This is a genomic window from Streptococcus troglodytae, assembly GCF_002355215.1.
In the GTDB taxonomy this organism is placed as follows: Bacteria; Bacillota; Bacilli; order Lactobacillales; family Streptococcaceae; genus Streptococcus; species Streptococcus troglodytae.
In genome coordinates this window covers 1,989,345-2,015,474 of sequence record NZ_AP014612.1, presented here as the reverse complement: position 1 = coordinate 2,015,474, position 26,130 = coordinate 1,989,345, and the positions used below count along the sequence as shown (strand labels likewise).

General features: G+C 36.1%; 17 protein-coding genes and 3 pseudogenes. 17 read left to right on the top strand and 3 right to left on the bottom strand.

Going from position 1 to position 26,130, the window contains the following annotated elements; genetic code table 11:
• Positions 1-91 precede the first annotated feature (91 nt).
• From nrdD to nrdG, 4 genes are all read left to right on the top strand, one after another.
• Positions 92-2,296 carry an anaerobic ribonucleoside-triphosphate reductase gene (gene nrdD / locus SRT_RS09830; RefSeq protein ID WP_128833932.1) on the top strand — a complete coding sequence of 735 codons (2,205 nt, stop codon included), beginning with the start codon at positions 92-94 and terminating at the stop codon, positions 2,294-2,296.
• Between the two features lie 92 nt (positions 2,297-2,388).
• Positions 2,389-2,520, top strand: coding sequence for a hypothetical protein (locus SRT_RS11185; RefSeq protein ID WP_128833931.1), 132 nt, complete (start codon positions 2,389-2,391; stop codon positions 2,518-2,520).
• Positions 2,521-2,553: 33 nt separating this feature from the next.
• Positions 2,554-3,102 carry a GNAT family N-acetyltransferase gene (locus SRT_RS09820; protein ID WP_128833930.1) on the top strand — a complete coding sequence of 183 codons (549 nt, stop codon included), beginning with the start codon at positions 2,554-2,556 and terminating at the stop codon, positions 3,100-3,102.
• Positions 3,062-3,667 carry an anaerobic ribonucleoside-triphosphate reductase activating protein gene (nrdG, locus tag SRT_RS09815; protein WP_128833929.1) on the top strand — a complete coding sequence of 202 codons (606 nt, stop codon included), beginning with the start codon at positions 3,062-3,064 and terminating at the stop codon, positions 3,665-3,667. The genes SRT_RS09820 and nrdG overlap by 41 nt, the downstream gene beginning before the upstream one ends.
• A 97-nt stretch (positions 3,668-3,764) precedes the next feature.
• On the opposite strand, the gene yaaA is transcribed toward nrdG, so the two are convergent.
• The gene (gene yaaA / locus SRT_RS09810; RefSeq protein ID WP_128834075.1) at positions 3,765-4,493 is read right to left on the bottom strand and encodes a peroxide stress protein YaaA; all 729 of its coding nucleotides are present in this window, start codon (positions 4,491-4,493) and stop codon (positions 3,765-3,767) included.
• A gap of 26 nt (positions 4,494-4,519) precedes the next feature.
• Positions 4,520-5,314 carry a zinc transporter ZupT gene (zupT, locus tag SRT_RS09805; protein ID WP_128833928.1) on the bottom strand — a complete coding sequence of 265 codons (795 nt, stop codon included), beginning with the start codon at positions 5,312-5,314 and terminating at the stop codon, positions 4,520-4,522.
• Positions 5,315-5,919: 605 nt separating this feature from the next.
• On the opposite strand from zupT, the gene pgfS reads away from it, so the two are divergent.
• The 6 genes from pgfS (at position 5,920) to SRT_RS09775 (ending at position 16,077) form a co-directional block, all read left to right on the top strand.
• Positions 5,920-6,879: a glycosyltransferase PgfS gene (pgfS, locus tag SRT_RS09800; protein ID WP_128833927.1), complete on the top strand. Its 960-nt coding sequence runs from the start codon at positions 5,920-5,922 to the stop codon at positions 6,877-6,879.
• On the top strand, positions 6,876-9,800 hold the full coding sequence (gene pgfM1, locus SRT_RS09795; RefSeq protein WP_128833926.1) for a glycosyltransferase PgfM1: 2,925 nt from the start codon (positions 6,876-6,878) through the stop codon (positions 9,798-9,800). The genes pgfS and pgfM1 overlap by 4 nt, the downstream gene beginning before the upstream one ends.
• Before the next feature lie 34 nt (positions 9,801-9,834).
• A complete protein-coding gene (gene pgfE / locus SRT_RS09790) occupies positions 9,835-10,851 on the top strand; it encodes a UDP-4-glucose epimerase PgfE (RefSeq protein ID WP_128833925.1) in 1,017 nt (338 codons plus the stop codon).
• A 142-nt stretch (positions 10,852-10,993) separates the two neighbouring features.
• Positions 10,994-13,804: a glycosyltransferase PgfM2 gene (gene pgfM2, locus SRT_RS09785; protein ID WP_128833924.1), complete on the top strand. Its 2,811-nt coding sequence runs from the start codon at positions 10,994-10,996 to the stop codon at positions 13,802-13,804.
• A 59-nt stretch (positions 13,805-13,863) separates the two neighbouring features.
• Positions 13,864-14,823, top strand: coding sequence for a ferrochelatase (gene hemH, locus SRT_RS09780; protein ID WP_128833923.1), 960 nt, complete (start codon positions 13,864-13,866; stop codon positions 14,821-14,823).
• Positions 14,824-15,051: 228 nt separating this feature from the next.
• A complete protein-coding gene (locus SRT_RS09775; RefSeq protein ID WP_128833922.1) occupies positions 15,052-16,077 on the top strand; it encodes a YeiH family protein in 1,026 nt (341 codons plus the stop codon).
• A 169-nt stretch (positions 16,078-16,246) separates the two neighbouring features.
• Here the strand turns inward: SRT_RS09775 and SRT_RS09770 are convergent, their stop codons facing one another.
• Positions 16,247-17,041, bottom strand: a complete 795-nt coding sequence (locus tag SRT_RS09770) for a MerR family transcriptional regulator (protein WP_128833921.1) — start codon at positions 17,039-17,041, stop codon at positions 16,247-16,249.
• A 691-nt stretch (positions 17,042-17,732) separates the two neighbouring features.
• On the opposite strand from SRT_RS09770, the gene SRT_RS09765 reads away from it, so the two are divergent.
• The 7 genes and pseudogenes from SRT_RS09765 (at position 17,733) to SRT_RS09735 (ending at position 26,092) form a co-directional block, all read left to right on the top strand.
• A complete protein-coding gene (locus SRT_RS09765) occupies positions 17,733-18,491 on the top strand; it encodes an ABC transporter ATP-binding protein (protein ID WP_128833920.1) in 759 nt (252 codons plus the stop codon).
• A 1-nt stretch (position 18,492) separates the two neighbouring features.
• A pseudogene (locus tag SRT_RS09760) lies at positions 18,493-20,791 on the top strand (ABC transporter permease).
• A gap of 34 nt (positions 20,792-20,825) precedes the next feature.
• Positions 20,826-21,356 carry a thioesterase II family protein gene (locus SRT_RS09755; protein ID WP_223213956.1) on the top strand — a complete coding sequence of 177 codons (531 nt, stop codon included), beginning with the start codon at positions 20,826-20,828 and terminating at the stop codon, positions 21,354-21,356.
• A complete protein-coding gene (locus SRT_RS09750) occupies positions 21,346-22,650 on the top strand; it encodes an MFS transporter (protein ID WP_128833919.1) in 1,305 nt (434 codons plus the stop codon). Before SRT_RS09755 ends, SRT_RS09750 begins: the two co-directional genes overlap by 11 nt.
• Positions 22,651-22,657: 7 nt before the next feature.
• A pseudogene (locus tag SRT_RS09745) lies at positions 22,658-24,972 on the top strand (FtsX-like permease family protein).
• A gap of 18 nt (positions 24,973-24,990) precedes the next feature.
• Positions 24,991-25,756 (top strand): annotated as a pseudogene (locus tag SRT_RS09740) (ABC transporter ATP-binding protein).
• 21 nt (positions 25,757-25,777) lie between these two features.
• Positions 25,778-26,092, top strand: a complete 315-nt coding sequence (locus SRT_RS09735) for a 3-hydroxyacyl-CoA dehydrogenase NAD-binding domain-containing protein (RefSeq protein ID WP_128833918.1) — start codon at positions 25,778-25,780, stop codon at positions 26,090-26,092.
• The last annotated feature ends 38 nt before the right edge of the window (positions 26,093-26,130 follow it).

Genomic DNA, 26,130 nt, shown 5'->3' with positions numbered 1-26,130 from the left:
ATCAATATATTGTGTCTAAATTTTTTTTATCCACAATATATTGATTTTTTTCTTTCTTGTGTTATAATAGCTTCTGTAAGGAGAAAGACGTATGATTGCACTCGAGAAAGAAAATATTTTTGTAAAACCAGATGTCATCGTGATTAAACGTGATGGACGTCAAGTTGCCTTTGATAAGGATAAAATTTATCAGGCTATTGTCAGGGCAAGTAATCAAGTGACAGAATTAACACCCTTTATTGAAGCAAAATTATCAGGTATTGCTGATCGTGTTGTTGCTGAGATTTATGAACGTTTTACTGAAAATATTAAAATTTATGAAATTCAAAATATTGTAGAGCATGAGCTGCTGCAGGCTGGAGAGTACGTTATCGCTCAGGAGTATATTAATTACCGTGCGAAACGTGATTTTGAGCGCTCTCAGGCAACAGATATCAACTTTACCATTGATAAATTAATTAACAAGGATCAAGCTGTTGTTAACGAGAACGCCAACAAAGACAGTGATGTTTTCAATACACAGCGTGATTTAACGGCTGGTATTGTTGGGAAATCAATTGGGCTTAAAATGCTGCCAGAACATGTTGCCAATGCTCATCTTAAAGGAGATATTCATTTTCATGATTTGGACTACAGTCCTTATACACCAATGACTAACTGTTGCTTGATTGATTTTAAAGGTATGCTGCATTCGGGCTTTAAGATTGGTAATGCTGAGGTTGAAAGTCCTAAATCTATTCAAACAGCGACAGCTCAAATTTCACAAATTATTGCGAATGTCGCTTCCAGTCAGTATGGTGGCTGTTCAGCAGACCGTATTGATGAAACTTTAGCTCCTTATGCAGAATTAAATTATCAAAAGCATTTAAGGGATGCTGAAAAATGGGTCAGTGAAGATAAGCGTGAAGATTATGCGCGTGAAAAGACGAAAAAAGACATTTACGATGCTATGCAAAGTCTAGAGTATGAAATTAACACACTCTTCACATCAAATGGTCAAACACCTTTTACATCGCTTGGTTTTGGTCTTGGTAAGGATTGGTTTGAACGCGAGATTCAAAAAGCGATTCTTAACATCCGTATTACAGGATTGGGCAGTGAACATCGTACCGCAATTTTTCCTAAATTGATTTTTACGTTAAAGCGCGGATTGAACTTAGAGCCAGGAACGCCCAACTATGATATTAAGAAACTAGCGCTTGAATGTGCTACTAAGCGTATGTATCCTGACATGCTGTCTTACGAAAAAATTATTGAATTAACAGGGTCGTTCAAGGTTCCTATGGGTTGCCGTTCTTTCCTTCAAGGCTGGAAGGATGAAAATGGCGTTGAAGTTAATTCAGGTCGTATGAATCTTGGAGTTGTTACGGTTAACTTACCGCGTATTGCTCTTGAATCAAATGGTAATATTGAAAAGTTTTGGGATATCTTTAAGGAAAAAATGGCTATTGCTAAAGATGCCCTAGTTTATCGTGTTGAACGTGTCAAGGAAGCAACACCGGCTAATGCTCCAATTCTTTATCAGTATGGAGCTTTTGGTAAGCGTCTTGGCAAGGATGATTCTGTTGATGAACTCTTTAAAGAACGTCGTGCCACTGTTTCACTTGGATACATTGGACTTTATGAAGTAGCAACAGTTTTCTATGGCGGTGACTGGGAATCAAATCCTGTTGCTAAGGACTTTACTATTGATATTGTTCGTCAGATGAAAGATCTTTGTGGCAAGTGGTCAAATGAATACGATTATCATTTTTCGGTTTATTCAACACCATCTGAAAGTTTAACGGATCGTTTCTGCCGTTTAGATACTGAAAAGTTTGGTATCATCAAAGATATCACTGATAAAGAATATTATACGAATTCTTTCCACTATGATGTTCGCAAAAACCCAACACCGTTTGAAAAGTTAGATTTTGAAAAAGACTATCCGGATGCAGGTGCTACAGGTGGTTTCATTCATTACTGTGAATACCCTGTGCTTCAACAAAATCCAAAAGCACTTGAAGCGGTGTGGGATTATGCTTATGATCGTGTTGGTTATCTAGGAACAAATACACCAATTGATCATTGCTATAAGTGTGATTTCGAAGGCGATTTTACACCGACAGAACGTGGTTTTATGTGCCCAAATTGTGGCAATACAGACCCTAAGACTGCTGATGTTGTTAAGAGAACGTGTGGTTATCTTGGCAACCCACAGGCTCGTCCAATGGTGAATGGTCGCCATAAGGAAATCTCAGCACGTGTCAAACATATGAATGGGTCAACCATTAAAAATCCAGGGCACAAGGCATAATTGTCCTGAAGATAGCATTATCTTTTGAAGCGAAGTCCGGTTGCATTTCAACTGGACTTTTATCTCACTTACGTTTTTCAGAAGGAGCAACCATGGGAAAATATCAATTAGATTATAAGGGAATGCAGCAAATAGAAAGATTTCATGAGAAGCATTCTAATGTTAAGGATGATAAAAAAGCACGTATGCAGGCTTTGTTGAAAAAAGCTAGAAAGAAAAAATAGATTTTTCAACATAAAGAATTGAAAGGGATTCTTATGTTAACATTACGTAGACCAACTTTAGGAGATAAAAAAGCCATTTTAGGTATGATGGTGGAGTTTGAACAATTGCAATCAGCTCATGATGGTAGTTTTTGGAAAGGGACTAACTTTGATTATGATGAATGGTTGCAAGACAACCTAGATAAGGAGATGGGACTTCAGCTGCCTAAAAATTTTGTACCTGCGATTCAATTCGTGTCATTTGATGATAGTGGCAGGGCAATAGGTTTTTTGCATGTTCGTTTGCGTCTCAACAATTTTTTACTTAGTCAGGGTGGTCACATTGGTTATTCTATTCGTCCTTCGGCGCGTGGTAAAGGTTATGCTAAAGAACAGTTGTGCTTGGGCTTATTGGAAGCTAAAGCTAAGAATATTAAAAAAGTACTGATCACTTGTCATGATGATAATGCAGCTAGTCGCGCAGTTATTTTGGCTAATGGTGGTGTTTTAGAAGATATCAGAAATCAGATAGAGCGTTATTGGATAGATTTGGAGGAGAAGGATGACTTGGAACACACCGAAACCAGGAGAGTGGAAGAGTGAAGAACTAAGTAAGGGGCGTATTATTGATTATAAGGCCTTTAATTTTGTTGATGGAGAAGGCGTGCGTAATTCTCTTTATGTAGCAGGTTGCATGTTTCATTGTGAAGGCTGTTATAATGTTGCAACTTGGTCTTTTGATGCAGGAATTCCTTATACGCAGGAATTGGAAAAGCAGATTATGGAAGATTTAGCACAGCCTTATGTTCAAGGTTTAACGCTTTTAGGCGGAGAGCCCTTTTTGAATACGGGTATTCTTTTGCCTTTACTCAAAAGGATTCGTAAAGAGCTTCCGGAGAAAGATATTTGGTCTTGGACAGGCTATACTTGGGAAGAATTAATGCTGGAAACCCCTGATAAATTGGAAATGCTTAATTTGCTTGATATTTTGGTGGATGGGCGTTTTGATAAATCTAAGAAAAATCTAATGCTGCAATTCCGCGGTTCTTCCAATCAACGTATCATTGATGTGCCAAAATCGCTAGCTTCAGGTCAAGTTGTGATTTGGGATAAACTCAATGATGGGAAACAAACTTATGAACAAATTGATAGAGATGGACTGATATAGAAAGAAAAAGCCTTGCTGAACTAAGATTCCTTTTTGATCAAAGGAGTTGCAGTTTAGGAGGGCTTTATTTTGCTTATATGATGCTAGAATTTGACATTCATTTACTCTGTTTTATAAAAATCAATTTTAAGGGTCCTGATAGATTATCCTGATAATTAAAACCGTTAAAACTGATTTTTTTCAGATCATCTATTGTTTGTGTTTGTTGCTGAATGACTTGTGTTAAAAAGGCTCCACGTGCTTTTTTAGAAATAGTGGAATGGGATTTCAACTGACCGTTTTGATTTTCCAAAAATCTAAGAGTTATTAATTGATTTCGTACTTTTGGTGAAAAAACAGTTTCAAATTCACTAGATAACAGTGACACAGTACTAGGATTGTCTAAAGCAAAGTTATCATAAGTTTTACGCCAGTAGTTCTTTAGCGTTTCTCCTTTGATTTTTATTTTAGTATTGAAGTCAAGGCGATGGGGAACAAGGGGTTCCAAGGCAGGAATGATACCATAAAGTGCTGATGTGATAAAAACTTTCTCTTTAAGAAAGGTTTCTTCTTCTACAGTCAAATACCGGCGCTTGATGTGCCGATACATGAGTCCGTTAAATAAGTGAAGAGCAGGGTAGGCAAGAGCCTCCCCGTTTTTTATGTCTTGCCATTTTTGTAGCTCTGTTCGGGCTATTTGCGGACTGACCTTGTAACTCTTTTTGAGCTCTTCAATAGACAAGGCGTTCATATGATTAACAAGAATTTGACTTTTTCGAGATAAGTGCTGGGGATAAGGTTTGCTATCCTCTTTTATTTCTTTAGCAGTGGGAATTAAAAATTTCATCATTAAATGTCCTTATAAACGGTGTGTTAAATAAAAAGTAAAAGGCTAACAGCCATGATAAGCATACCAGAAATAACCCCATAGATTGCAAGGTGATGTTTACCATATTCTTCTGCTGCAGGCAATAACTCGTCTAGAGAAATAAAGACCATAATACCGGCAACAGCAGAAAAGATAGCCCCATAGACAATATTATTCATAATAGGCATAAGGAGAAACCAGCCAATAATAGCTCCTAAGGGTTCAGCTAGACCAGATAGAAAAGAATAAGTAAAGGCTTTTTTCTTAGAACCTGTTGCTTGATAAATCGGAACGGATACGGCAATTCCTTCAGGAATATTATGAATAGCAATGGCGATGACAATTGGAACAGCAACACTGGCATCTTGCAAACCAGAAATGAAAGTCGCCAGTCCTTCTGGAAAATTATGAATACCAATAGCAATGGCTGTCATCAGTCCCATACGCATTAGCTTAGCCGGCTTTTGGTCTTCTTCTTCAACAGTTTTAATCTCGTGAGGATTCTCTTCAGATGGAATCAATTTATCAATAATAGCAATTAAAAGCATACCTCCAAAAAAAGCTAAAACAGTTAACCAAGAGCCACTTTTTTTATCCAAGGCTTTAGTCAAAATGGTTTGAGCTGTTGGAAAAATCTCAATCATAGAAACATAAATCATGACACCGGCAGAAAATCCCAAACTAATAGCTAAAAAAGTTTTATTCGTATGTTTGGCAACAAAAGCAATTAAACTACCAATACCGGTTGAGAGACCAGCAAGAGCAGTAAGTATAAAGGCAGTAAATAAATGTTGAGACATCAATAATGGTTCCTTCTGATTTGTATTAATGTTTTTATTATAGTATGAATGCCCTTATTCATCAATGAAAATTATTGTTTGTATAAAGATAACCTTTAAGGTGCTGACTGACAAAGAGCTAAACGTTATTAATACTTTTCAGAAATCAAAGTGATAGGTTGTTGTACTGATGATACTAGCTTTGCTGCTTTTATTTCTAGCTCAAAAGTATGGGAGAGTTTTTGAGATTGCCTTGCCCCAATATGTCTGTAAGCGGTTGTGACGTGAGGAGGTGAAAGCGATATGTATTTTGTCAACGTACTAGTGTAAGGTCTTTAACCAAGTCTTCTTAGAATGTGATACAGAAAATTCAGTGTTGGCAGATTTTCTTAAGCTATTGCCTAATCTATTTTTGAGTATAAGAATGAACACTATTGTTAGCTTGTAAGTTCGTTAGTGATATTTGTGTTTGTAAATAGTCTAAAAGGTAGGTGAGAGATAGGTATTTTAAGGCAGAATTTTAAAAGCCTCGAAAAGTCTTTTAAATTGTGGTAAAATACAGTTGATTGCTGTCATTTTTGGCTTTAAGATAATTAATAAGCAGATAATTATTGGGAAGGATTTGTATGAAACTGTCAATCGTCGTCGCTTTTTATAATGAAGAAAAAATGATTGAGAAGACCCACAGTGAAATTTCCAAACAGCTGCAGTTAATGCAGCCAGATACTATTGATGATTATGAGTTGGTTTATATCAATGATGGTAGTAAGGATAAAACGTTAAGTTTAATGAAACAAATGGCTCAAAACGATCATCATATACGGTTCATCAGTTTTAGTCGTAACTTTGGACGTGAAGGAGCTATTTTATCAGGATTAAAGTATGCAACTGGTGATGCTGTTATGTTGATGGATGGCGATTTGCAGCATCCTCCTGCTCTCATTCCAAACTTTGTTGCAGCTTTTAAGGAAGGTTATGATGTTGTCAGCGGTCAGCGTGATCGTCAGGGAGAACCTAAGCAAAGCACTTTTTTTGCAAGACTATTTTACCGTTTTGCTAACCATTTGATGGACGTGCAGTTAACAGATGGTATTTCTGAGTTCAAGCTTTTTAGCCGTAAGGCGGTTGATACTATTTTGGCTTTACCTGAGTATAATCGTTTTTCTAAAGGAATTTTTTCATGGATTGGTTTCAAAGAAAAGATTATTCCTTATCAAAATCAAGTTCGTGAAGCAGGTGAAAGTAAATTTGGTTTTAGGCGTTCCATGAATTATGCTTTTCAAGGAATCATTTCTTTCAATGATAAACCTTTACGTATTTGTATTCAGTTTGGGCTGGCCTGTGTTGGTTTTGCCCTCTTATATCTTTTAGTGATGTTTATTGCTTATTTTGTGAAGCCAGAAATTTTAGTCAGTGGTTATTTTACAACTTTAGCAGCTATTATTCTTTTTAGTGGCGTACAGTTGATTTCCATAGGTGTTTTGGGTGAATATATTGGGAAAATTTATTATGAAGTGAAACGGCGGCCGCATTATATTGTGGATGAAACAAATATTAAGAAAGCGAAAGAGGATTTAGTGGGATGAGACATTCGAGAAAACAAGAAAACCAAAGATCATCTTTTAAGAAAACTGGAAAAGTTCAGGTTCTTCTAGCCAGTACCTTGCTTCCAATGTTGATTATGTTGGTTGTCTGGTATTTTATGGATACTTTTCCTTTTGGAAGAAATACTTTAATGGCAGTTGACTTTGGACAGCAGTATATCGGTCTTTATGGCTTTTTGAAAACAACGGTTTTAACAGGTGATTGGTCAGGACTCTTTTATTCTTTTTCTAAGTCTATTGGCGGTGCTATGATTGGGATTTGGGGTTTCAATTTAATTAGTCCTTTTAATCTTTTTTATATTTTACTTCCTTTGACGCAGTTTAAATGGGCAGTCTTTTTAACCATTTGGTTACGCTATGGAGCGATGGGGTTGAGTTTTGCTTACCTACTCGTAAAACGTTACAAGGCGCTCTCTTATAATCCTTGGTTAGTTCCTCTTATGGCAACGGCCTATGCTCTTTCAGGTATGATTGTCTCTTATCAGATGAATCCTATCTTTTATGATGCGATGATCATGCTTCCTTTAGTCATTCTTAATCTTGAAGAGCTGATAGATGGTAGGAAACCGTTTAAATACATTATAGTGTTGGCTCTGACCATGCTTTTGCATTTTTATATGGGCTACATGATTTGTTTGTTCGTTGCCCTTTATACTTGTTATTATGCAGCACCGAAGTTGGCAGAAACCGGTGATTGGAAGATCAAAATAACTGCTTTCTTTAAACCTGTTTTACGTGTGATCTGCTATTCTATTTTGGCAATCACTTCAGTGTTCTTCCTGCTCTATCCTATCTTTTTAAATCTGTTACGCAGTAAAGGTGCTTACGATAGTCCTTTAACTTTTAGCTTTGCTCTCCAAATTAATCCTTTTGACATCTTATCAAAATTGATGATAGGTGGTTTTGACAATGAATCCTCTTGGTCAGCGGGACCCAATTTACCTAATATTTATGTTGGGGCGCTTGCTTTGATCGGCTTTTTCCTTTATTTTGTTCAGGCTAAAGCGCACAAATACAGCAAGGTTGTTGCAGCTTTTATCAGTCTTCTTTTCTTTGTTTCTATTGTTAATGAATTTGCTAATAAAATTTGGCATATGGGACAAAATCCAGCAGGTTTCTTCTATCGTTTTTCATGGATTTTATCTTTCTTTATGGTTCTTTTGGCTTATCAAGCTCTGAGAGAAAGGAAGTATCTGGGCTGGAAGGGCCTTATAGTAGGGATTATCTTGAGCTTTGCTTCAGCTTATTATGTTATCAGTCATGATTATACCTATATCGCGAAAAAACAACCTAAGATAGTGACAGATTTTGTGACTTCACATGAAGTTTTCATACTTCTTTTAGTCTTTGTCTTTTTCGCTGGTCTCGCTGTTTATGCTTGGAAGCGGCTTGACCAATACAAAGAAGCTCGTTTGTGTGCGATTGCTGCTAGTTTATTAGCTATTCCAGTCTCGCTTTATTTGTTAAATAAGGGTCTCTTATTGACACAAGTTTGTCTTACTCTCTTAACTTGGCTTTTTGTTTTGATTTATCTGGCTCTTCGTCCTAAAAGCAAGTTTGTCTGGTCTCTTCTAGCCCTTGTGACAGTGCTTGAGTTGGGCTACAATGCCTACCTTTCTCAAGTGACTCTGGGCTATGCTGATGCTTATAAATTTACGGATGTGACCAAGAGTATGAAAGAATTATCAGATGTCATCAAGAAGAAAAATAAGGCGGGATTTTACCGTGTAGGCTCTAGTTTTCTCTATTCTAAAAACGATCCTTTCTTGGTTTCCTATCCCGGTTTAAGTACCTTTAGCTCCAATATGGAAAAATCAACCATTAATCTCTTTAACTCGATGGGAGATGTCGGTGGTAATGCAGCAACCTTTTATGCCAACGGAACGGCCTTAACAGATGCTCTTTACAGCGTTCGTTACTATATTGATCGTAAAGATTACAGTGCAACGGACATAGAAAAACACCCTAACTGGCAGTTCTTTAATCGAAATGCGACACGTTCAGACCTTAAAGAGTATTACAAACCTATTTATGAGAATAAACGCTTTATCATTTATGAAAATCCTGATGTCCTCTCACCAGCTTTTGGAACAAATACCTTGACACATAATATTAAGTTCGGGCTTAATAATCCTGTTTCTAATCAAAATATTATTCTCTCTTCAATGTCTGGCAAGAAGCAAAAGTATTTTGAATATGTTGGTATTCCTAAAATTGAGTTGATTAATATGCAGGAAGTGAATGAAAATGGGCACCGCATTTTCAAACGAATTGATAAAAAACAAGCCGGTACGATTAGGATTACCTTTACACCGCAAACGGATGATACTTATTATTTCCAAGCTCCTTATAGCTTACGCAAGTCAATGGGAAATGTTTCCATTATGCTCAATAATCAATGGTATCATTACTCACAAAGCTATGATCAAGTACAGCTTTGGAATTTAACCAGTAAGACACCAAATCAAGAAATGGTTTTACAGCTGCAAACTTCGCAAGATGATCAGCTTGACTTGACTAACATGGCTCTTGTCAGAGCTAATCAGACAGCTATTAAAAAAGTTATTGATGACCGCTTAAAACAAGATATGACAGTGACTAAGTGGACGAATACCTTAATTAAAGGACATGTTCGAATTACAGATGAAAGCAATGTCATGATGACCAGTATTCCTTATAATCCGGGTTGGACAGTGAAAGTGGACGGTGAAAAGGTCAAGACTGATGAGGCCTGGGGAAGTTTATTATCTTTCCCAATTACAAGCGGCAAACACCGTATTGAAATGTCCTTTATGCCCCAAGGTTTTGTTGTGGGAATTGCTGTTTCAGTGATTTCTATTGCCTTTATTATTTTGTTAAAGTGGCAGGATTCTAGGTCAGAAAAAAGAAGTTCTATTTCTTAAGAAGGGTTTTTACTAGAAAAGAGGAACTATTGTAATGACGAAAATTCTAGTAACAGGGGGAGCTGGCTATCTGGGTTCTCATACTTGTGTTGAATTATTAAACCAAGATTATCAGCTTGTTGTTGTGGATAATTTGCTGCATTCTAGTTTCAAAAGTTTAACAGCTATTAAAGAGATCACTGGCAAAGACTTTACTTTTTATCAGACAGATATTAGAGATAAGAAAAGTCTTGAAGCCATTTTTGAAAAGGAAGCCATTGCTGCGGTCATCCATTTCGCAGGACTTAAAATCGTGAATGAATCTACTTCTATTCCGCTTGATTATTATGCCAACAATCTTTCGGGAACCATTACACTCTTACAGGTTATGCAGCAGTTTTCCTGTAAAAATTTTATCTTTTCATCCTCAGCCAGCGTTTATGGAAACAAAGCACCTGCTCCAGTTTCAGAAGAGGCACCGCGCTCGGTGATGACCCCTTATGGTCGTACAAAAATGATGATTGAAGATGTGCTAATGGATGTGTCTGTTTCAGATAGTGCTTGGAATATCGTCATTTTGCGCTATTTTAATCCCATTGGTGCTCACAGTTCAGGTGAGTTAGGCGAAGATCCTCAAGGTTTGTCAACTAATCTTTTGCCTTATATAAGCCAAGTTGCTCTTGGAAAATTGGATAAGGTGCGCATTTTTGGCGGTGATTATGATACCAAAGATGGGACTGGTATTCGTGATTATATTCATGTTGTCGATCTTGCTAGAGGCCATGTTGCAGCTTTACAAAAACTAATTGCTGGTTCGGATCTTTCAATTTATAATCTAGGAACTGGAAAGGGAACTTCTGTTTTAGAGCTTATTCACGAAATGGAAGGAATTGTTGGGCATTCCATCCCTTATCAAATCGTTGGCAGGCGTGCAGGCGATATTGCTGTTTCTTATGCTGATGTTTCTAAAGCTAAGAAAGAGCTGAATTGGCAGGCGCAATATGATTTAAAACGGATGTGCCAAGACTCTTGGCGCTGGCAAGAAAAGCACCCTAATGGATTTAGAGAGTAAAAGAGTCGGGATAGGTAATGCTGATTTATCGGTAGCTATCCCGATTTTATGATATACAGAAACAGAGGTATTTTGTAACATTAACAAAGCTTTTGAATTATGTTACAATGAAAACGATTAGTGAAAGTAAACTGGAGATGTGATGGTATCAAGAGAAGAAAAAGAAAACAAGGCAGTAAATGAAGGAACTCAAGATATGAGGCAGGAACCTTTGGAACATTTAAGTCGCAGTCGTGCGCATCGTTCACAAATGCGTCATCGGGAGACTGTTGCTTCTGAAAAAGAAGAGGAGCAAAAGAATACAGAAAAAGCATCTTTTAAGAATGCCTTAGGATTTTTGGCTGCTTTCTGCCTGCCTATGTTAGTGATGGCAGTCGTTTTTGCTATCATGAAGCTTTATCCTTTTGGTAAGGAAACTTTGATGAGCGGTGATTATACTTTACAATACATCCCTCTTTATCGTGCTTTAGGACATGCTTTTAGACATATGGACATTGGTGCTCTCTTTTGGTCTTGGCACAAGGGGATTGGTGGTGTGATGCCATCTGTTTGGGGCTTCAACAGTCTCAGCCCCCTTAGTCTAGCTATTGGTTTGACACCTGCTAAATCTCTTAATTTCTCAGTTTTTCTGGTAACCTTGCTGCGTCAAGGTTTTTCAGGTCTTAGCTTCTATTATTTCCTTCACAAACGTTATGCAGCCCATCGTCACCGTTTATTGGCTGTCTGTACGGCTGCTATTTATGGCTTAAGTGGTTTTCTTATTGTTAATCAGGTCAATCCTAATTTCTTAGATAATATTATTCTTTTACCGCTTTTGCTGATTGGTGTGGAAAAAATTCTAGATGGCAAAGGCAGTATCAAGTATGCCTTGGTTTTGGCTCTTATGTTTGTGGTTCAATTTTACACGGCTTATATGGCCTGTATCTTTGTTATTTTCTACAGCTTTTATTATATCCTAGCTCAAAAATCAGCTTTTCTTTTTAAAGCAAAGCAGTTGCTGCGTTTGCTGCTCTATTCTCTTTTGGGAATAGGTTTGAGTGCGATTTGGCTTTTGCCGGTTTTTTATTCTCTCTTAGATACAAAGGCTGCAGGTGGAGAGGCTGATCCTTGGGCTTTTACGTTTCTTTATAATCCCATCAGACTTTTAATTAAGTTCTTTCCCGGTGCGGCCAGTGGTGAAGAATGGGGAGATTTTAATGCTCTGCCTAACTTTTATGTTGGCGTTCTTGGTTTTATTGGCTTGTTTAATTTCTTTTTTACTAAAGGTATCGCCTTACGTAAGAAAATCAGTGGTTTTTTATTATTAATCTTTCTCGTTTTAGCTTTTTCAAATGCAGCTGTTATCCGTTTTTGGCATATGGGACAAATGCCAGTTGGTTTTTACTATCGTAATGCTTGGCTGTTGAGTCCTGTTTTATTACTCTTGACCTATCAAGCTTTGCAAAAAGTCAAGTCATGGAGTCGTCTGCAAATGATTGCAACTTTCGTTCTAGCTCTTTTAGCCAATGTTTATGTTTATTTTGCTGTCAAGGAGAAAACTTACACTTTGGTCACCGTTTGGCAGGAATTGGCTATGCTTGTATTGCTAATCTTACTCTTGTTCTTGATTTGGTTCCAATTGTCTAAGTCCTGGCAGCTTGCTTTTGTTATTTTCGTAAGCATGGTTGATATGGGGATCAATGCTAAGATAACGATTGACAGAAATTTATGGCATAGCCCAAGTTCTGTTTTAACTGCTGAAAGTCAGCAGGAGGTTTTTTACAAAAACTTGAAGCTGCCTAAATCAGGTTTGGCACGTCTTGAAAAAAGCAGTGCCAATACTTGGAATGATTCTCTGACTTATAATTATTATGGTGTTAATCATTTTACATCTAGTGTTGAATATAAGAATTTAGAATTCTTAGGAAGACTTGGTCTGCCTTCTTCAACAGCTATTTCAATGTATGTTGGTGGAACACCTTTAACAGATGCTTTGGTTAATTTACGTTATTATGTGGATAATGCTACTTGGACTTACTCTGCCAGAAAAGATTTGTCTAATTATTATCATCCTATTCAAACTTTGGGAAATGCTAAACTGTTAGAAAATACTTCTGTTTTTGGTTTGGGTTTTTCGGGTGATGGTGCTATGCTAAGGGAAAAATTGGATAAGGAAGATGTTGTTGCCAATCAAAATCAGATTTATCATGGTCTTTCGGACAATGTTGAAAATCTTCTTGATCCTTATCAAGCAGTTACTCTGTCTTTAGACAATGTTGTTTTGGCTGATAATGCTAATGGACAGCAAATTTATAAACGTCAGTCTTCAGACCGTCCGGGTACTATCCGTCTGACTTGGACACCACAGGACAATAATTCATATTATTTGTATTCTTCACAAATTCATTCGACAGATTTAAATCATCTTAAATTTACTTTGAATGGGCAAGCTTACACGGTTTTTGATCGTTACCGTCACCCACAACTGTGGAGCCTTGCTTCCAATAGAAAAGATCAAGCACAGACCTTTGAAATCAGTTTAACAGATAATAGTTCTCTTAACTTAACAGGTCTGCAACTCTATCGTTTCAATGATGATAGTTTCAAAAATTTCGTGAAGCAGGGTCATATTGCTAAATGGAATCCTGAAAAAGTGACTTCACTATCTCTTTCAGGAGAAATAAAACAAGTTTCAGGTAAGGATTATTTATTTACTTCTATTCCTTATAATGCTGGTTGGCAGGTAAAAGTAGATGGCAAAACGGTCAAAACGCAGGAAGTTTGGAATGCTATGTTAGCCTTTAAGCTATCGTCAGGTAAACATCAGATAAAACTTTACTATATCCCACAAGGACTTATCTCTGGCAGTTTTATTAGCTTACTTTCTTTAATATTTGCCATTCGTATTTTAAGAAGAAGTCGTCACTTAAGAAAAAAACAGGAAGAGAACCTGTTTAAAAAGGAATCTTGGTAAAGGTGATGATTCATCAAAAATGCTCATTTTAGAAAATTCAAAGAAAGATAAACTCTCTTATGTCTCAACAAAAATTTGGCGTTTTATTGGTTAACTTAGGGACACCTGAGCATCCAACTGCGCCAGCTATTCGTAAATTTCTCAAACCCTTTTTAGCGGATTCCCGAGTTATTGACTATCCCAAATTTTTATGGAAGCCTATCTTGTATAGCTTTATCCTTCCCTTTCGTCCCGGAAAAGTAAAACCTCTTTACCAACATGTTTGGACGAACGAAGGCTCTCCCCTTTATGTCAATGCTATCAATCAAGAAAAAGCTCTACAGAATCATTTTGATCAGAGTGAACATGAGGTTTTAGTTAGGGCTGCCATGGCTTACAGTAAACCTTCTATTTCGGATGTGGTTGATGAATTTCTAAAGGAAAAAGTAGCTAAGATGATTGTTTTACCACTGTTTCCTCAATATTCTTCAACAACAACGGCTGCCATTTTTGATGCCTTTGCCCAATCTTTGAAAAAGAAAAAAGATATACCTCCTTTTGACTTTATTCATCACTATTATGAAAGACCTTCCTATATTCAAGCTCTGGCGCAGACCATACACTTACAGGAAAATGAGCATCTGCTCTTTTCCTTTCATGGCATTCCGCAAAGATATGTGACAGAAGGAGATTATTATACAGAGCATTGCCAGCAGACAGCTCAATTAATTGCGGTTGCTGCTAGTTTATCTGAGGAGCAATGGCAGGTATCCTATCAATCACGTTTTGGACCTGAGGAGTGGACACGTCCTTATACCGATGAAACCCTTATTCAGCTTCCTAAGCAAGGCAAGAAAAAGATTGCTGTTATTTGTCCGGGTTTTGCTGCTGATTGTTTGGAAACTTTGGAAGAAATTGATATAACCAATCGTAAGCATTTTATGGCTGCTGGAGGACAAGCTTATCGTTATATCCCAGCTTTAAACGACAGTCTTGCTCATATCCAGCTATTAGTGGAACTGATTTCAGAAAGATTATAATTAAAATCAAACTTGAAGTTTTGTTTTTTGGCTTTGGAGTGTCCTTTAGTGAGTGACTTTTGCTGGAATGTTATTCATATCAGTCTTGGTATGTAATTGACAAGCTACCGATATCAGAAGGAAAGGGTTAAACTCAGCAATTCATTATGCTATCATCATAAATCACCATTTTACATTAGGATTTAAAATCAGTATATAGGAAGATTATCTAGTGATAAGGAGATTGAAATGTCGTTTAAATTTCAAAAATTATCAGGACTTGTTCTCTGTTTTTTAATTGCTCTACCAGCTTGGTTTTTGGGGCAAAGTTTCCCTCTTGTTGGGGCACCGGTTTTTGCTATCTTTTTAGGAATGCTGCTTGCTATTTTTTATAAAAATCGTGAGCAGACAGAAGCTGGCATTGCTTTTACTTCTAAATATATTTTGCAATTTGCCGTTGTTTTACTTGGCTTTGGTTTGAATTTATCCCAGATTTTAACAGTCGGCAAAATCTCTCTGCCCATTATTGCGGCGACAATCAGTTCGTCCTTGCTTTTAGCCTTTTTATTACAAAAGTGGTTTAAACTGGATGTCAATACAGCAACTTTGGTTGGGGTCGGTTCTTCCATTTGTGGCGGCTCCGCTATTGCAGCAACGGCACCTGTTATTCAAGCGGATAGCGATGAAATTGCACAATCCATTTCAGTCATTTTTCTTTTTAATATTTTAGCTGCTTTAATTTTTCCAACCTTAGGGGATATGATTGGCTTGTCCAACAATGGCTTTGCTCTTTTCGCAGGAACAGCAGTCAATGATACTTCATCCGTTACTGCGACAGCAGCAGCTTGGGATGGCTTGCATCATTCGAACACATTGGATGGAGCAACCATTGTTAAATTAACACGAACATTGGCTATTATTCCTATTACCTTAGGTTTGTCTTTTTATCAAGTTTATAAAGCTAAAAAAGTAGGGAAAAATCAACAACATACAGTCAAATTAAAGAAAGTCTTTCCTATGTTTATTCTTTACTTTATTTTGGCTTCTATTATCACAACTATTTTAACGGCTTTAGGAGTCAATCCTATTTTCTTTACTCCTTTGAAAACTCTGTCTAAATTTTGTATTGTCATGGCCATGGGAGCTATTGGGCTAAATACCAATATTGTTAAGCTGGTTAAAACCGGTGGTCAGGCTATCGCGCTTGGCGCTTCCTGCTGGATAGTTATCACCTTGGCTAGTCTTGGAATGCAATATCTCTTAGGCATTTGGTGATGGATAAGTCAACTAAAACCCAAGTCTTGATCAGCATTTGGACAGCCCTTTACATTTTCATGTGAATAAATAAAAGCGACTGAGAAAACTATAAATTTAAAGATAAGAAAACCCTTCGTAAACCAGAAACGAAGGGTTTTCTCAAGTTCTATTATTGAGATTTGTATGTCTACCTTTTATTATCAACAACGTATTGCATTTCTAGATGCGGTTGTGATAATTGGTAAGGACTTTCAAAGGTTTCTAATATCAAAAATTCATTGATAGACTCCTTTTGATGCAGTTCTTTTATTATTGGTTGAATGCGGTCTTTGGTTAGGTGTTGAGCATGAATGTGGCGATGGTTTAAGCACAGGTTTAGAAAATTGGTCTTGTCTTCTTGGCATTCTTTGATTTTAATAGCAATAAAACGGTTTACTTGTTGGCCATCATATTTAAAATAACAGCCAACACGGTCATCAAAAGTCATTTGAGCGTTTTCAATATCAGCTAGAGCATGTCTGACAGCCTCATAATAATTGGCAGATAGCATTTCTCCTGTAAAAGGCAGTAAAAAATAGTCTTTATTTCCTTGTTCAATATGCAGATTTGTCGTTTTATCAAGCTTTTGGGAGAAGTTGATTTGCTCAGAAAAGAAGCGAAGATAGCGCTCATCAGACTGCAGCTGTCTTTCTTTTTCCTCAATTTTAAGCTGGGCTTCCTTTAAAATAGCATTCATATCAATGCTGCCATCATCTAAAATATAATGCGTAAATTGTTTTAAAGGCAGACCATAATTAGCACAAATTTTAATCATGTTCACATAAGGAATGTGAGCATAAGAGTAATAGCGATAGCCGTTTTGTTTATCTATAGCAGTCGGATTTAAAATTCCGATTTTTTCATAATAACGTAATGCTTTGACATGAAGACCAGAAAACTTAGCCAGTTGTCCAATTGTTAATAACTGTTGCGTTTTTTTCATAAATAGCTTGACCTTCCCTTTAAGGTATGGTTTATAGTTAAACTATAACAAGGTTTGCTAAAAAATGCAATAATTTCAGGAGCCTAGGGCAATCCATGTTAAGTTTAAAGTCTTAAATCTTCCGAGTGGCAGAAACATTAACGTTTCTGCCACTTTTTCACGGCGGGAAATCTCGTTTAGAGCTCGCTTCGCTTGCAAATAAGGAAAATTAAAATTGAAATTTGCAGAGCTTAAAAATTTTTACGTTGAAAAATAGATTTGTCTTCAGTCTGATCGATATTCTAATCTTTGTATTGAAAAAAGCTCATCATAATTAAACTATATCGTTATAGTTATATGACGAACTTCATTTTTATATTGCTTTTGCAATATTAACATTAACCTCCTAAACTTGAAGAGAATTTTAGCAGATAGGACGACTATTATAAAAAAGCAAAACGTTATTATCATTTTAAACTGCTGCTATTTTACGTAGCAAATGCTTTAAAATACCTAAGACAACGACATTTTGTTATCTATCATAATATTTTAATTTATCGCTTACCTTGCATTTCTATTACATCACTTAAAAGCACAAAATGTAACGGAAAGTAGCGAAAAATATTAGTAAAGTCAATAAAGTTTGACAGTTTACATCTTAATATAGTGTTATACTCGAAAAGCTATTATAAATTAAAGGTAGGTTTTTATTATGGATAAACAAACTATTATCTCAGCTCGACATTTAAAAAAATGTTTTGGGAAAGGCGCTAGTATGCAAACAATCTATTCCGACTTAGATATTAATATCTATAAAGGTGATTTTACAGTTATTATGGGATCCTCAGGAGCAGGTAAATCTACTCTAATGTACTCTCTTTCAGGTATGGATAAACCAGATTCCGGACAAATTATGTTTGATGGTGAGGATATAACACAATTAACAAGCGATCAACTTGCTAAATTTCGAAGAAAACAATGTGGGTTTGTCTTTCAGCAAATCTATTTAATGAATCAATTAAGTCTGATGGATAATGTCATTACGGCTGGAATACTGACAAGTAAACACCGCAAAGAGGTTGTTAAGAGGGCTGAAGAACTTTTTTCACTGGTTAATCTCCCTAAACAGACACAAGAAAAGCTGCCGTCTTTAATTTCGGGTGGTGAAGCACAGCGAGCCGGCATTGTTCGAGCACTCATCAATACTCCTAATGTACTATTTGCGGATGAACCAACAGGGGCTTTAAATTCAGCTAATTCAAAAGCTGTACTTGATGTTTTTTCTTCACTGCACAATAGAGGCCAGAGTATTGTAATGGTTACACATGATAAAGAGTCTGCTCTTCGAGGAAACCGCATTGTTTATGTAAAAGATGGTCAAATATCTGGTAAATGCAATCTTGATGATCATACTGACCCGCTTAAGCGTAAAGCAACATTTGAAACATTTCTTTTAGAAATGGGGTGGTAAAATGAGACTTGCTATTCAAAATCTTAGGAAACATAAAAAACAATATGTTTCTTTCGGAATTATGCTCTTTATTGCAGCATTTATTATCAATATTGCCCTTGTTCTTAATTCTCAAAGTTCAGATGCTTATGATAAACAATTCAAAAAGTTCAATACTGCAGATATCAACATTCTTATTCCACTTGCGCAGGATGATGACAATCTGTTAAACGAAATAGACAATTTAAAGGATGTTATTCTCACAGAAAGGCATGAGGGCCTGTATTCAAAAGCAACGATTCATGACTTTGCCGGAACAAACTTTGAAATGAACACTGTTTTTTACAGGATTACTGACAAAAGAGATATCAATCTGCTGAATGTATCCAATGCTGTTAAAAATTCTAAAGAGACTATTTATATCCCAGAATATGTATCAAAGCTGGGAGGATTCTCCACCGGTAATACGATGACTTATTCTATAGGTAAGCGAAACTATTCTTTTTCTGTTGGCGGCACTGTTAGCGAAATGGAATATGGGAACTATGGTACAAATCTAATTGGCGCTTACTTACCAAAGAAAGCTTATAAAACACTAGTTTCAAAACACAGATCCGATCTTGTTGCTGAATATTCTGTAAAATTAAAAATAACGCTAATTTAGATACTGTAAAAAAACGGATCAGTTCACTAATTTCTGATAAGAAAATAACGCTACTTACTATCAATAACCGCAAAACCACCAAACAAGCGCGGTCTATGATTTCCAATCTTTTAATTGCTATTTTTATTGCTATTGCATCTATTATCTTTTTAATCAGCTTATTTCTAAGCAGTTTCCGGATTCGAAATCATATCGAAAATGAACTGATTAATATGGGTGTCTTAAAAGCCACGGGATATACCAGTTCAAATATTATCATGTCAGAAATTATTCCTTACATACTGACAGCAGCCTTTGCCAGTATAGCTGGAACTCTCATTTCTTATACTGTTCTGCCATCAATTGCTGATTTCTTAGCAACCCAATCAGGTTTTCCTTTACGCCCGTTTTTGATTGGTCTGCTATTTTACTCAGCACAGGTATTATGATTATAGTCACCGGAGTTTGCACTTATTTTTGTGCTAGAAAAATCCGCAGGCTAGAGCCCATTAATGCTATCAGAGGAATTGATCACAAACGCACAGCTAAAAATCATTTCCCATTGGCAACGTCTAAATTCAGTGCTAAATTTTCACTTATATTGAAACAAATTTTTGCATCATTAGGGCAAAATATATTGCTTTTCATACTGACTTTGGGCATTATGACCTTATTGGCCTTTTCTGGGACCTTGCTTTATAATGTCAATTTTAAACCTGACAATTTTTTAAAAACTATTTCAGATGAGATGCCATCTGCAATCTTTACCGCTAGCACCCAAGATGACCTAAAGCAACTGAAAACCACTCTCCAAAATGATGATAAGATTAAAGAGGTTTTGGGTTATACTTCTGTTTCCTTAAATTATGCAAATGGTGCTATAACTTCTTTTGTATCTGAAGATTTTTCCCGTGTTAACAATAATATAGTATATCAGGGCAAAACCCCGTAAAAGCGATGAAGTTGCCGTTGGAAGTGCTCTATCTAAGCAATATAAAATTGGTAGTAAGATAAAAATTACCAAGGATAACCGGAGTTATAACTATACTGTGACAGGCTACATTCAAAGTATAAACAACCAAGGAATCGTTTGTGAGCTAACTGATGTTGGCTATCAAAAATTAGTCAAACGACGCCAAAAAGCCTTAATGTTTATCTGAAAAAAGGGACATCGGCGAAAGAGCTGATTAAAAAATACAAAAAGGAATTTCCAAATATGACATCGGTTAACTATGAACAGCTCTTAGCAAATAGCAGCAAAATGTATGCTGGTATTGTTTCGTCAGTCACTGTCATCATTTTCATTATCGCAGCTTTGGTCATATTATTAGTGATGTACATCATTATCAATGCTCTAATTACTACTCGAAAACAGGAATTTGGTATTTATAAAGCCTTAGGTTGGACAAATAGACAGCTCATTTTGCAATTAGCTCTTAGTTTCACTCCTATTATTTCAATAGCGGCAATCTTTTCTGCAATAATTGATCTTAATCTGGTGCCGATAATGAATAATGCAGTTTGGAGCATGCTAGGAGCCAATAAGAATCATTTTGAAGTATCATTGGCTGTCTTATTAGCTTTTGCTTTTATGCTTATTATCATTAGTTTTATTATCAGCGTTATTCTTGCAAGGCCAATAAGAAAAATCAATCCTTATTCTCTTTTGAAAGAATAAGTACGCTATAGATAATGAAAACCTCATCACTATTTTGAAAAAAGATAGTATACTTTTTGGTCATAGTATGGGTGGAACAATTGCATATTTTTTGGCTAAGAAAATAGCAGAGAAAAATCCTGAGTTGACTCCGAAGACATTGATATTTTCTGCGGCGGCAGTGCCGGATCATATGAAAAACAAACGATTGTCGGATAAGGAAAATGAGATTATCTTCAAAGAAATCAAGAGAATCGGAACCATGCCAGAAGAATTGACAGACAATCAGGAATTAGTGGATTACTTTGCGTCAATGCTGAGAGCCGACTATAAGATTCTTGAAGAAATATCAGAAATTGAAGTACAGAAAATTGATATTCCTACCTTTTTCATCATGTGCCATAAAGACAGCCTAACTTCATGTCAAACTATTTTGAAGTGGAAGGATTATCTTGATTCGAAAATAAGTTTTTACATGATGCCTGCTGATGCAGGGCATATGTATTTGAAAAAGTATAAAGAGGTAGTAGCCGACAAAATAGTGAGTTTTTTAGATTTAAATTCGGAGGAAGAAAATGATCAGTAAAAGTAGATTTAAGTATTTTTTAGTAATATGGGTAGGGCAATTAATTTCCAGTATCGGAAGCGGACTTACTTCTTTTGGCTTGAATGTTTACGTCTTTGAAAAAACAGGTAGTGCTTTATCCTGTTCCTTAGTCACTTTATGTGCATTCTTTCCCTTAGTTTTCTTTACTCCTATTTCGGGAACAATTGCTGATAAGTTTAGCAGGGCTAAATTAATGTTAATAGGAGATTTCTTTTCTGCTATGTGCTTAGGAGGCATGTTTATAATGATTAGCATGGGAATAAATAATATTCCTGTAATCTGTATCTGGGTATTTCTGAGTTCATGTTTTGCGGCTATACTTGATCCAGCCTATAAAGCGGTCGTGACAGATTTACTGACACCAGAAGAATACTCCAAAGCTGGCGGACTTGTTCAGCTAGCATCATCGGCTAAATTTCTTCTATCACCGATATTTGCTGGTTTGATTTATCAAATTTTTGGTATTTATCTAATATTAATAATAGATATGTGTACTTTCTTTACAACCTTATTTACCGTAGCCTATTCAGGCAAGGTGATGAATGAATGTCAAAAAATTAAAGATTCAAAAGTGCAAGTTATAAAAGACATTGTTGAAGGTTATAAAGAATTGACTCAGACTAAAGGAATAAAATTACTGCTAATCTTGTCTATTGTAATTACATTTTATGTAGGTATTATAGAGACGATGATAAAACCCATGTTATTGGAACTAACTGATTCTTCTACACTAGGTGTCATACTATCTCTCAGTGCCATTGGAATGCTCATTTCAAGCTTGGTGTTAGGTGTGAAGGGAATCAAAAAGAATTATCTTAAGGCCCTTTCATTATCATTTTTATTCATGGGCATCACGATAGCCGTTATTGGCTGCACGACGAATATCATATGGATAGCTGTTATTGCTTTTCTGTTCTTTTTAACAATTCCTGTCTCAAATGTATGTCTAGATGTATTAATGAGATGTAATATCAATAAAGATACTCAAGGGAGAGCTTGGGGTTTAATTTCCTTTATTTCTCAGCTTGGCTATATTATTGCATATGCTATTTCTGGAGTGTTGGCAGACTATGTTTTTAATCCCTTATTATATAAAAATGGAGCTTTAGCGGATTCAGTCGGGAAAATCCTAGGAACAGGATCTGAAAGAGGAATTGCGTTGATGCTTGTGATTTGCGGTATTTCCATGGTTATTCTAAGCCCTCTTCTTAAAAGCGGTAAGAGTTTAAAACAGATGGAAACAAACTGCCTTGACTATAATGTGGAGGACTAAAAGATATATGAAAAGAAGAATTATCTGGAAAGAACTACGAAAAGGTAAAATTATCTGCATCACACTGATTGTTTTCATTGCAATGGCTTCTGGACTATTTGCATCAGCAACAAATCTTTTATATTCACTAAATAACTCACTTAATACATTTAGTGCGACAGCAAAGACTTCACATCTCTTGCAGATGCATTCTGGAAATTTAGATGCGAATGCTGTCAAGAAATTTGCCAAAAATAATAACTCTGTTGAAAAATATGAGATTGTTAATATGTTAAATATTGCTGGCGAAGATTTGTACATTAACAGTAATGGAAGCAGTGAAAGCAGCAGTGTCATAGATTGCGCCTTGGTGACACAGAACAGTCAATTTGATTTTCTGCTAAATTCAAAAAACAAGGTCGCTTCTGTTAAAGAAGGCCAAGCGCTTGTTCCAGTATATTATAAGATTAAATACAATCTTAGAATTGGAGATCCTATTAAGATAAAAGTCGGAAGTGACTATATTACCTTTAAAATTGCAGATTTTGTCAAGGATTCCGAGATGAATTCCTCGTTTGTCTCATCAAAGCGTATATTGGTCAACCAGAAGGACTGGAACCAAGTGGCCCGTCAGACTGGAACGTTAGAATATTTAATAGAGTTTCGTGTAAAAGATACGAATGATATTGATGCTGTTGAAACAGCTTATCGGAACGCAAAATTGCCTTCCAGCGGAGCCACCATTACGTATTCCGAGATGAAACTTTTAAATGCTCTGACAGATATACTGACAGCCTCCCTGCTGATAGTAGTTGTAGTATTTCTGGTTATTATCTCAGTGCTTTGTGTGAGATTTGCAATGCTATCGAGTATCAATCAGGACTATATGGATATTGCTATCATGCAAGGGTTGGGAATTCCTAATAAGTATATAGAGAGTATTTACCTTATCAAGTACTCATTAATTACTGTGATTGGTTGTACCATTGGATATCTGTTATCTTTCAAATTAACTCCGGTAGTAGAACAGAACCTTGAACTATATATGGGGGTTGCCGATAAAGGAATTGTTGATTATGGTCTCCAAATATTAGCGATTGCCTGTATAGGCTGCGCTATTGTTCTATTATGCCGAAAGAGTATCAAAAGAATTGAGAAAGTTAATACTATCAAAGCGCTGCAAGATAATAATGAAATTTCCAGCGATAAAGTCATCAAGCGTCCGTCATTATTTGGAAGAGGAGGTGCTTGGGCTAATTTTAAACTAGGCATTAAATACCTGCTAAGTTATAAGAAGCCTTATATTGTTCTTCTTCTTATCTTTACGTCTCTAGCTTTTCTAGTTTTACTACCTGTTCAGATTACGAGCACTTTTAAATCAAATCAATTTACGTCTTATATGGGAGTAGCTTCATCTGATCTCAGAGTTGATTTTCAGCAAGGCGGGGTTGCTGAAAGCACTGTAAAGTCAGCTCTTGCTAATGATGATAATATTACTGATTATCAAATTTTCAATACCTACTTGGCTAAAACTGACAACTCTGATGGCAAACCAGTAACAGTAAATTTTGAAACGGGTGATTATTCAATTTTCTCTTTATCTTGTATAACGGGAAGCCTTCCGAAAGAGACAAATCAAGTAGCGGTCTCCTACTTGCTAGCCAACGATTTAGGCGTTAAAGTTGGTGATAAGATTACTTTCACAATATCAGATCATACATACACTTATAAAGTAAGTGGTATCTATCAAGATATTACAAACGGCGGGAAAAGTGCCAAGTCTATTGGCAGCATTTTAAATGCCGATGTCAGCAGAAGTGTTGTTAACGTTTCATCAGAAAAGAAAAACAGTCAGTAGAAGACAAATTAAAATCTGATTTTCAGGCTGGAAAAGTAACAGATATTTCTGAATATGTGAATCAAAGCATGGGAGATATCATTGCACAGTTTAGTCTAATTACCATGATAACTATCATCATTGCAATTTTGGTTACTATATTGACAATTACTATATTTATGAGAACTTTGATTGTCAGATACAAAGCAGATATTGCTGTTATGAAAGCTCTTGGATATAAAAACAATGATATCAGATCTCAGTACAGAACACGTATCATCATTCCGCTGATTATTGGATTAATCATTGGTTCTGTCTTGGTACTTATAGCAGGACAGCCTTTAGTAAGTGCATTTGCATCATCTTTGGGAGCTCCTCAGATAGTCTTTATCAGCAATCCGTTTATTGTTTATGGTTTGTTCCCGATAAGTATCTTAGTTGTAGCGATAGTTACTGTATATCTAGCTAGCAATCTGCTAAATGGCATAAAACTTATTCAAAAATAGTTGTAAAGGAAGATAATAATGAGAACAATATTAAGTGTTAAAAATTAAGGAAACAGTTTAATGATGGCAAGCAAAAGATAACAAATGTTCTTAATGATATCAGTTTTGATGTTGAAGAAGCAGATTTTATAGCAATTATGGGACCTTCTGGTTCAGGAAAGTCAACATTACTCTATAATATTAGCGGTATGGATCAGCCTTCAAGCGGTGATGTCATTCTTGAAGAAAAAATATCGGTGAGTTAAGTCAGGTAGAACTGGCAAATATAAGATTGCGTCAATTTGGCTACGTTTTCCAACAACCGCATTTAATCAATTCTTTAACAGTAAGAGAAAATATCATATTAGCAGCTTCTGTACTCAATAAGCAGGTAGATGCGACTATTGCTGATGAAGCAAATGAATTGATGGAACTAACTGGAATTATTGAATTAGCAGATAGGAATACGATGTCTTTATCTGGTGGGCAAGCACAAAGAGTCAGTATATGCCGTAGTTTTATGAATGATCCTAAACTAGTTTTTGCGGATGAACCCACGGGGTCACTAAACTCTAAGTCTTCAGAAGAAATCATGGATTTATTTGTAGACATTAATCATAAAGGAAGTACTATCATGCTTGTTACGCATGATCCCTTAGTAGCTGCAAAGGCTAATCAGGTCTGGTTTTTATTAGATGGAGTCATCTACCGAAAAGAGTTTCTCGGACCGTGGGACAAATCACAAACGTCTATTATTAATAGAAAAAATAAGATTAATGACATTATGTCCGAGATAGAGATTTAAACAGAACAGGAGGCGATAAGAATGAAGCCGAAAATAGGAATTATCGGTGCAGGTGTAATGGGAAAAGGTGTTGCGGAGCGCTTTGCTAACTATGGTTATCAGGTTATTCTCCTTGATAACGATGATAAAGTAGCAAGCAAGGTGATTTCCGATATTACAAGAAGTATAAAAATGAAAAAAATGTTCGATAAAACCTTGAATGAAGATGATATTGTAGCAAATATTAAAGTGGCAAGAGACTATTTCGACTTCAAAACGGTTGATTTTATAGTTGAAAATATCGTTGAACAAGAAGAAGCCAAGAAATCGGTTTATAAACAAGTAGACGAAGAATAAGATAGATTAAGGAACGAAGCCGGAGGTTTTGCTCTTTT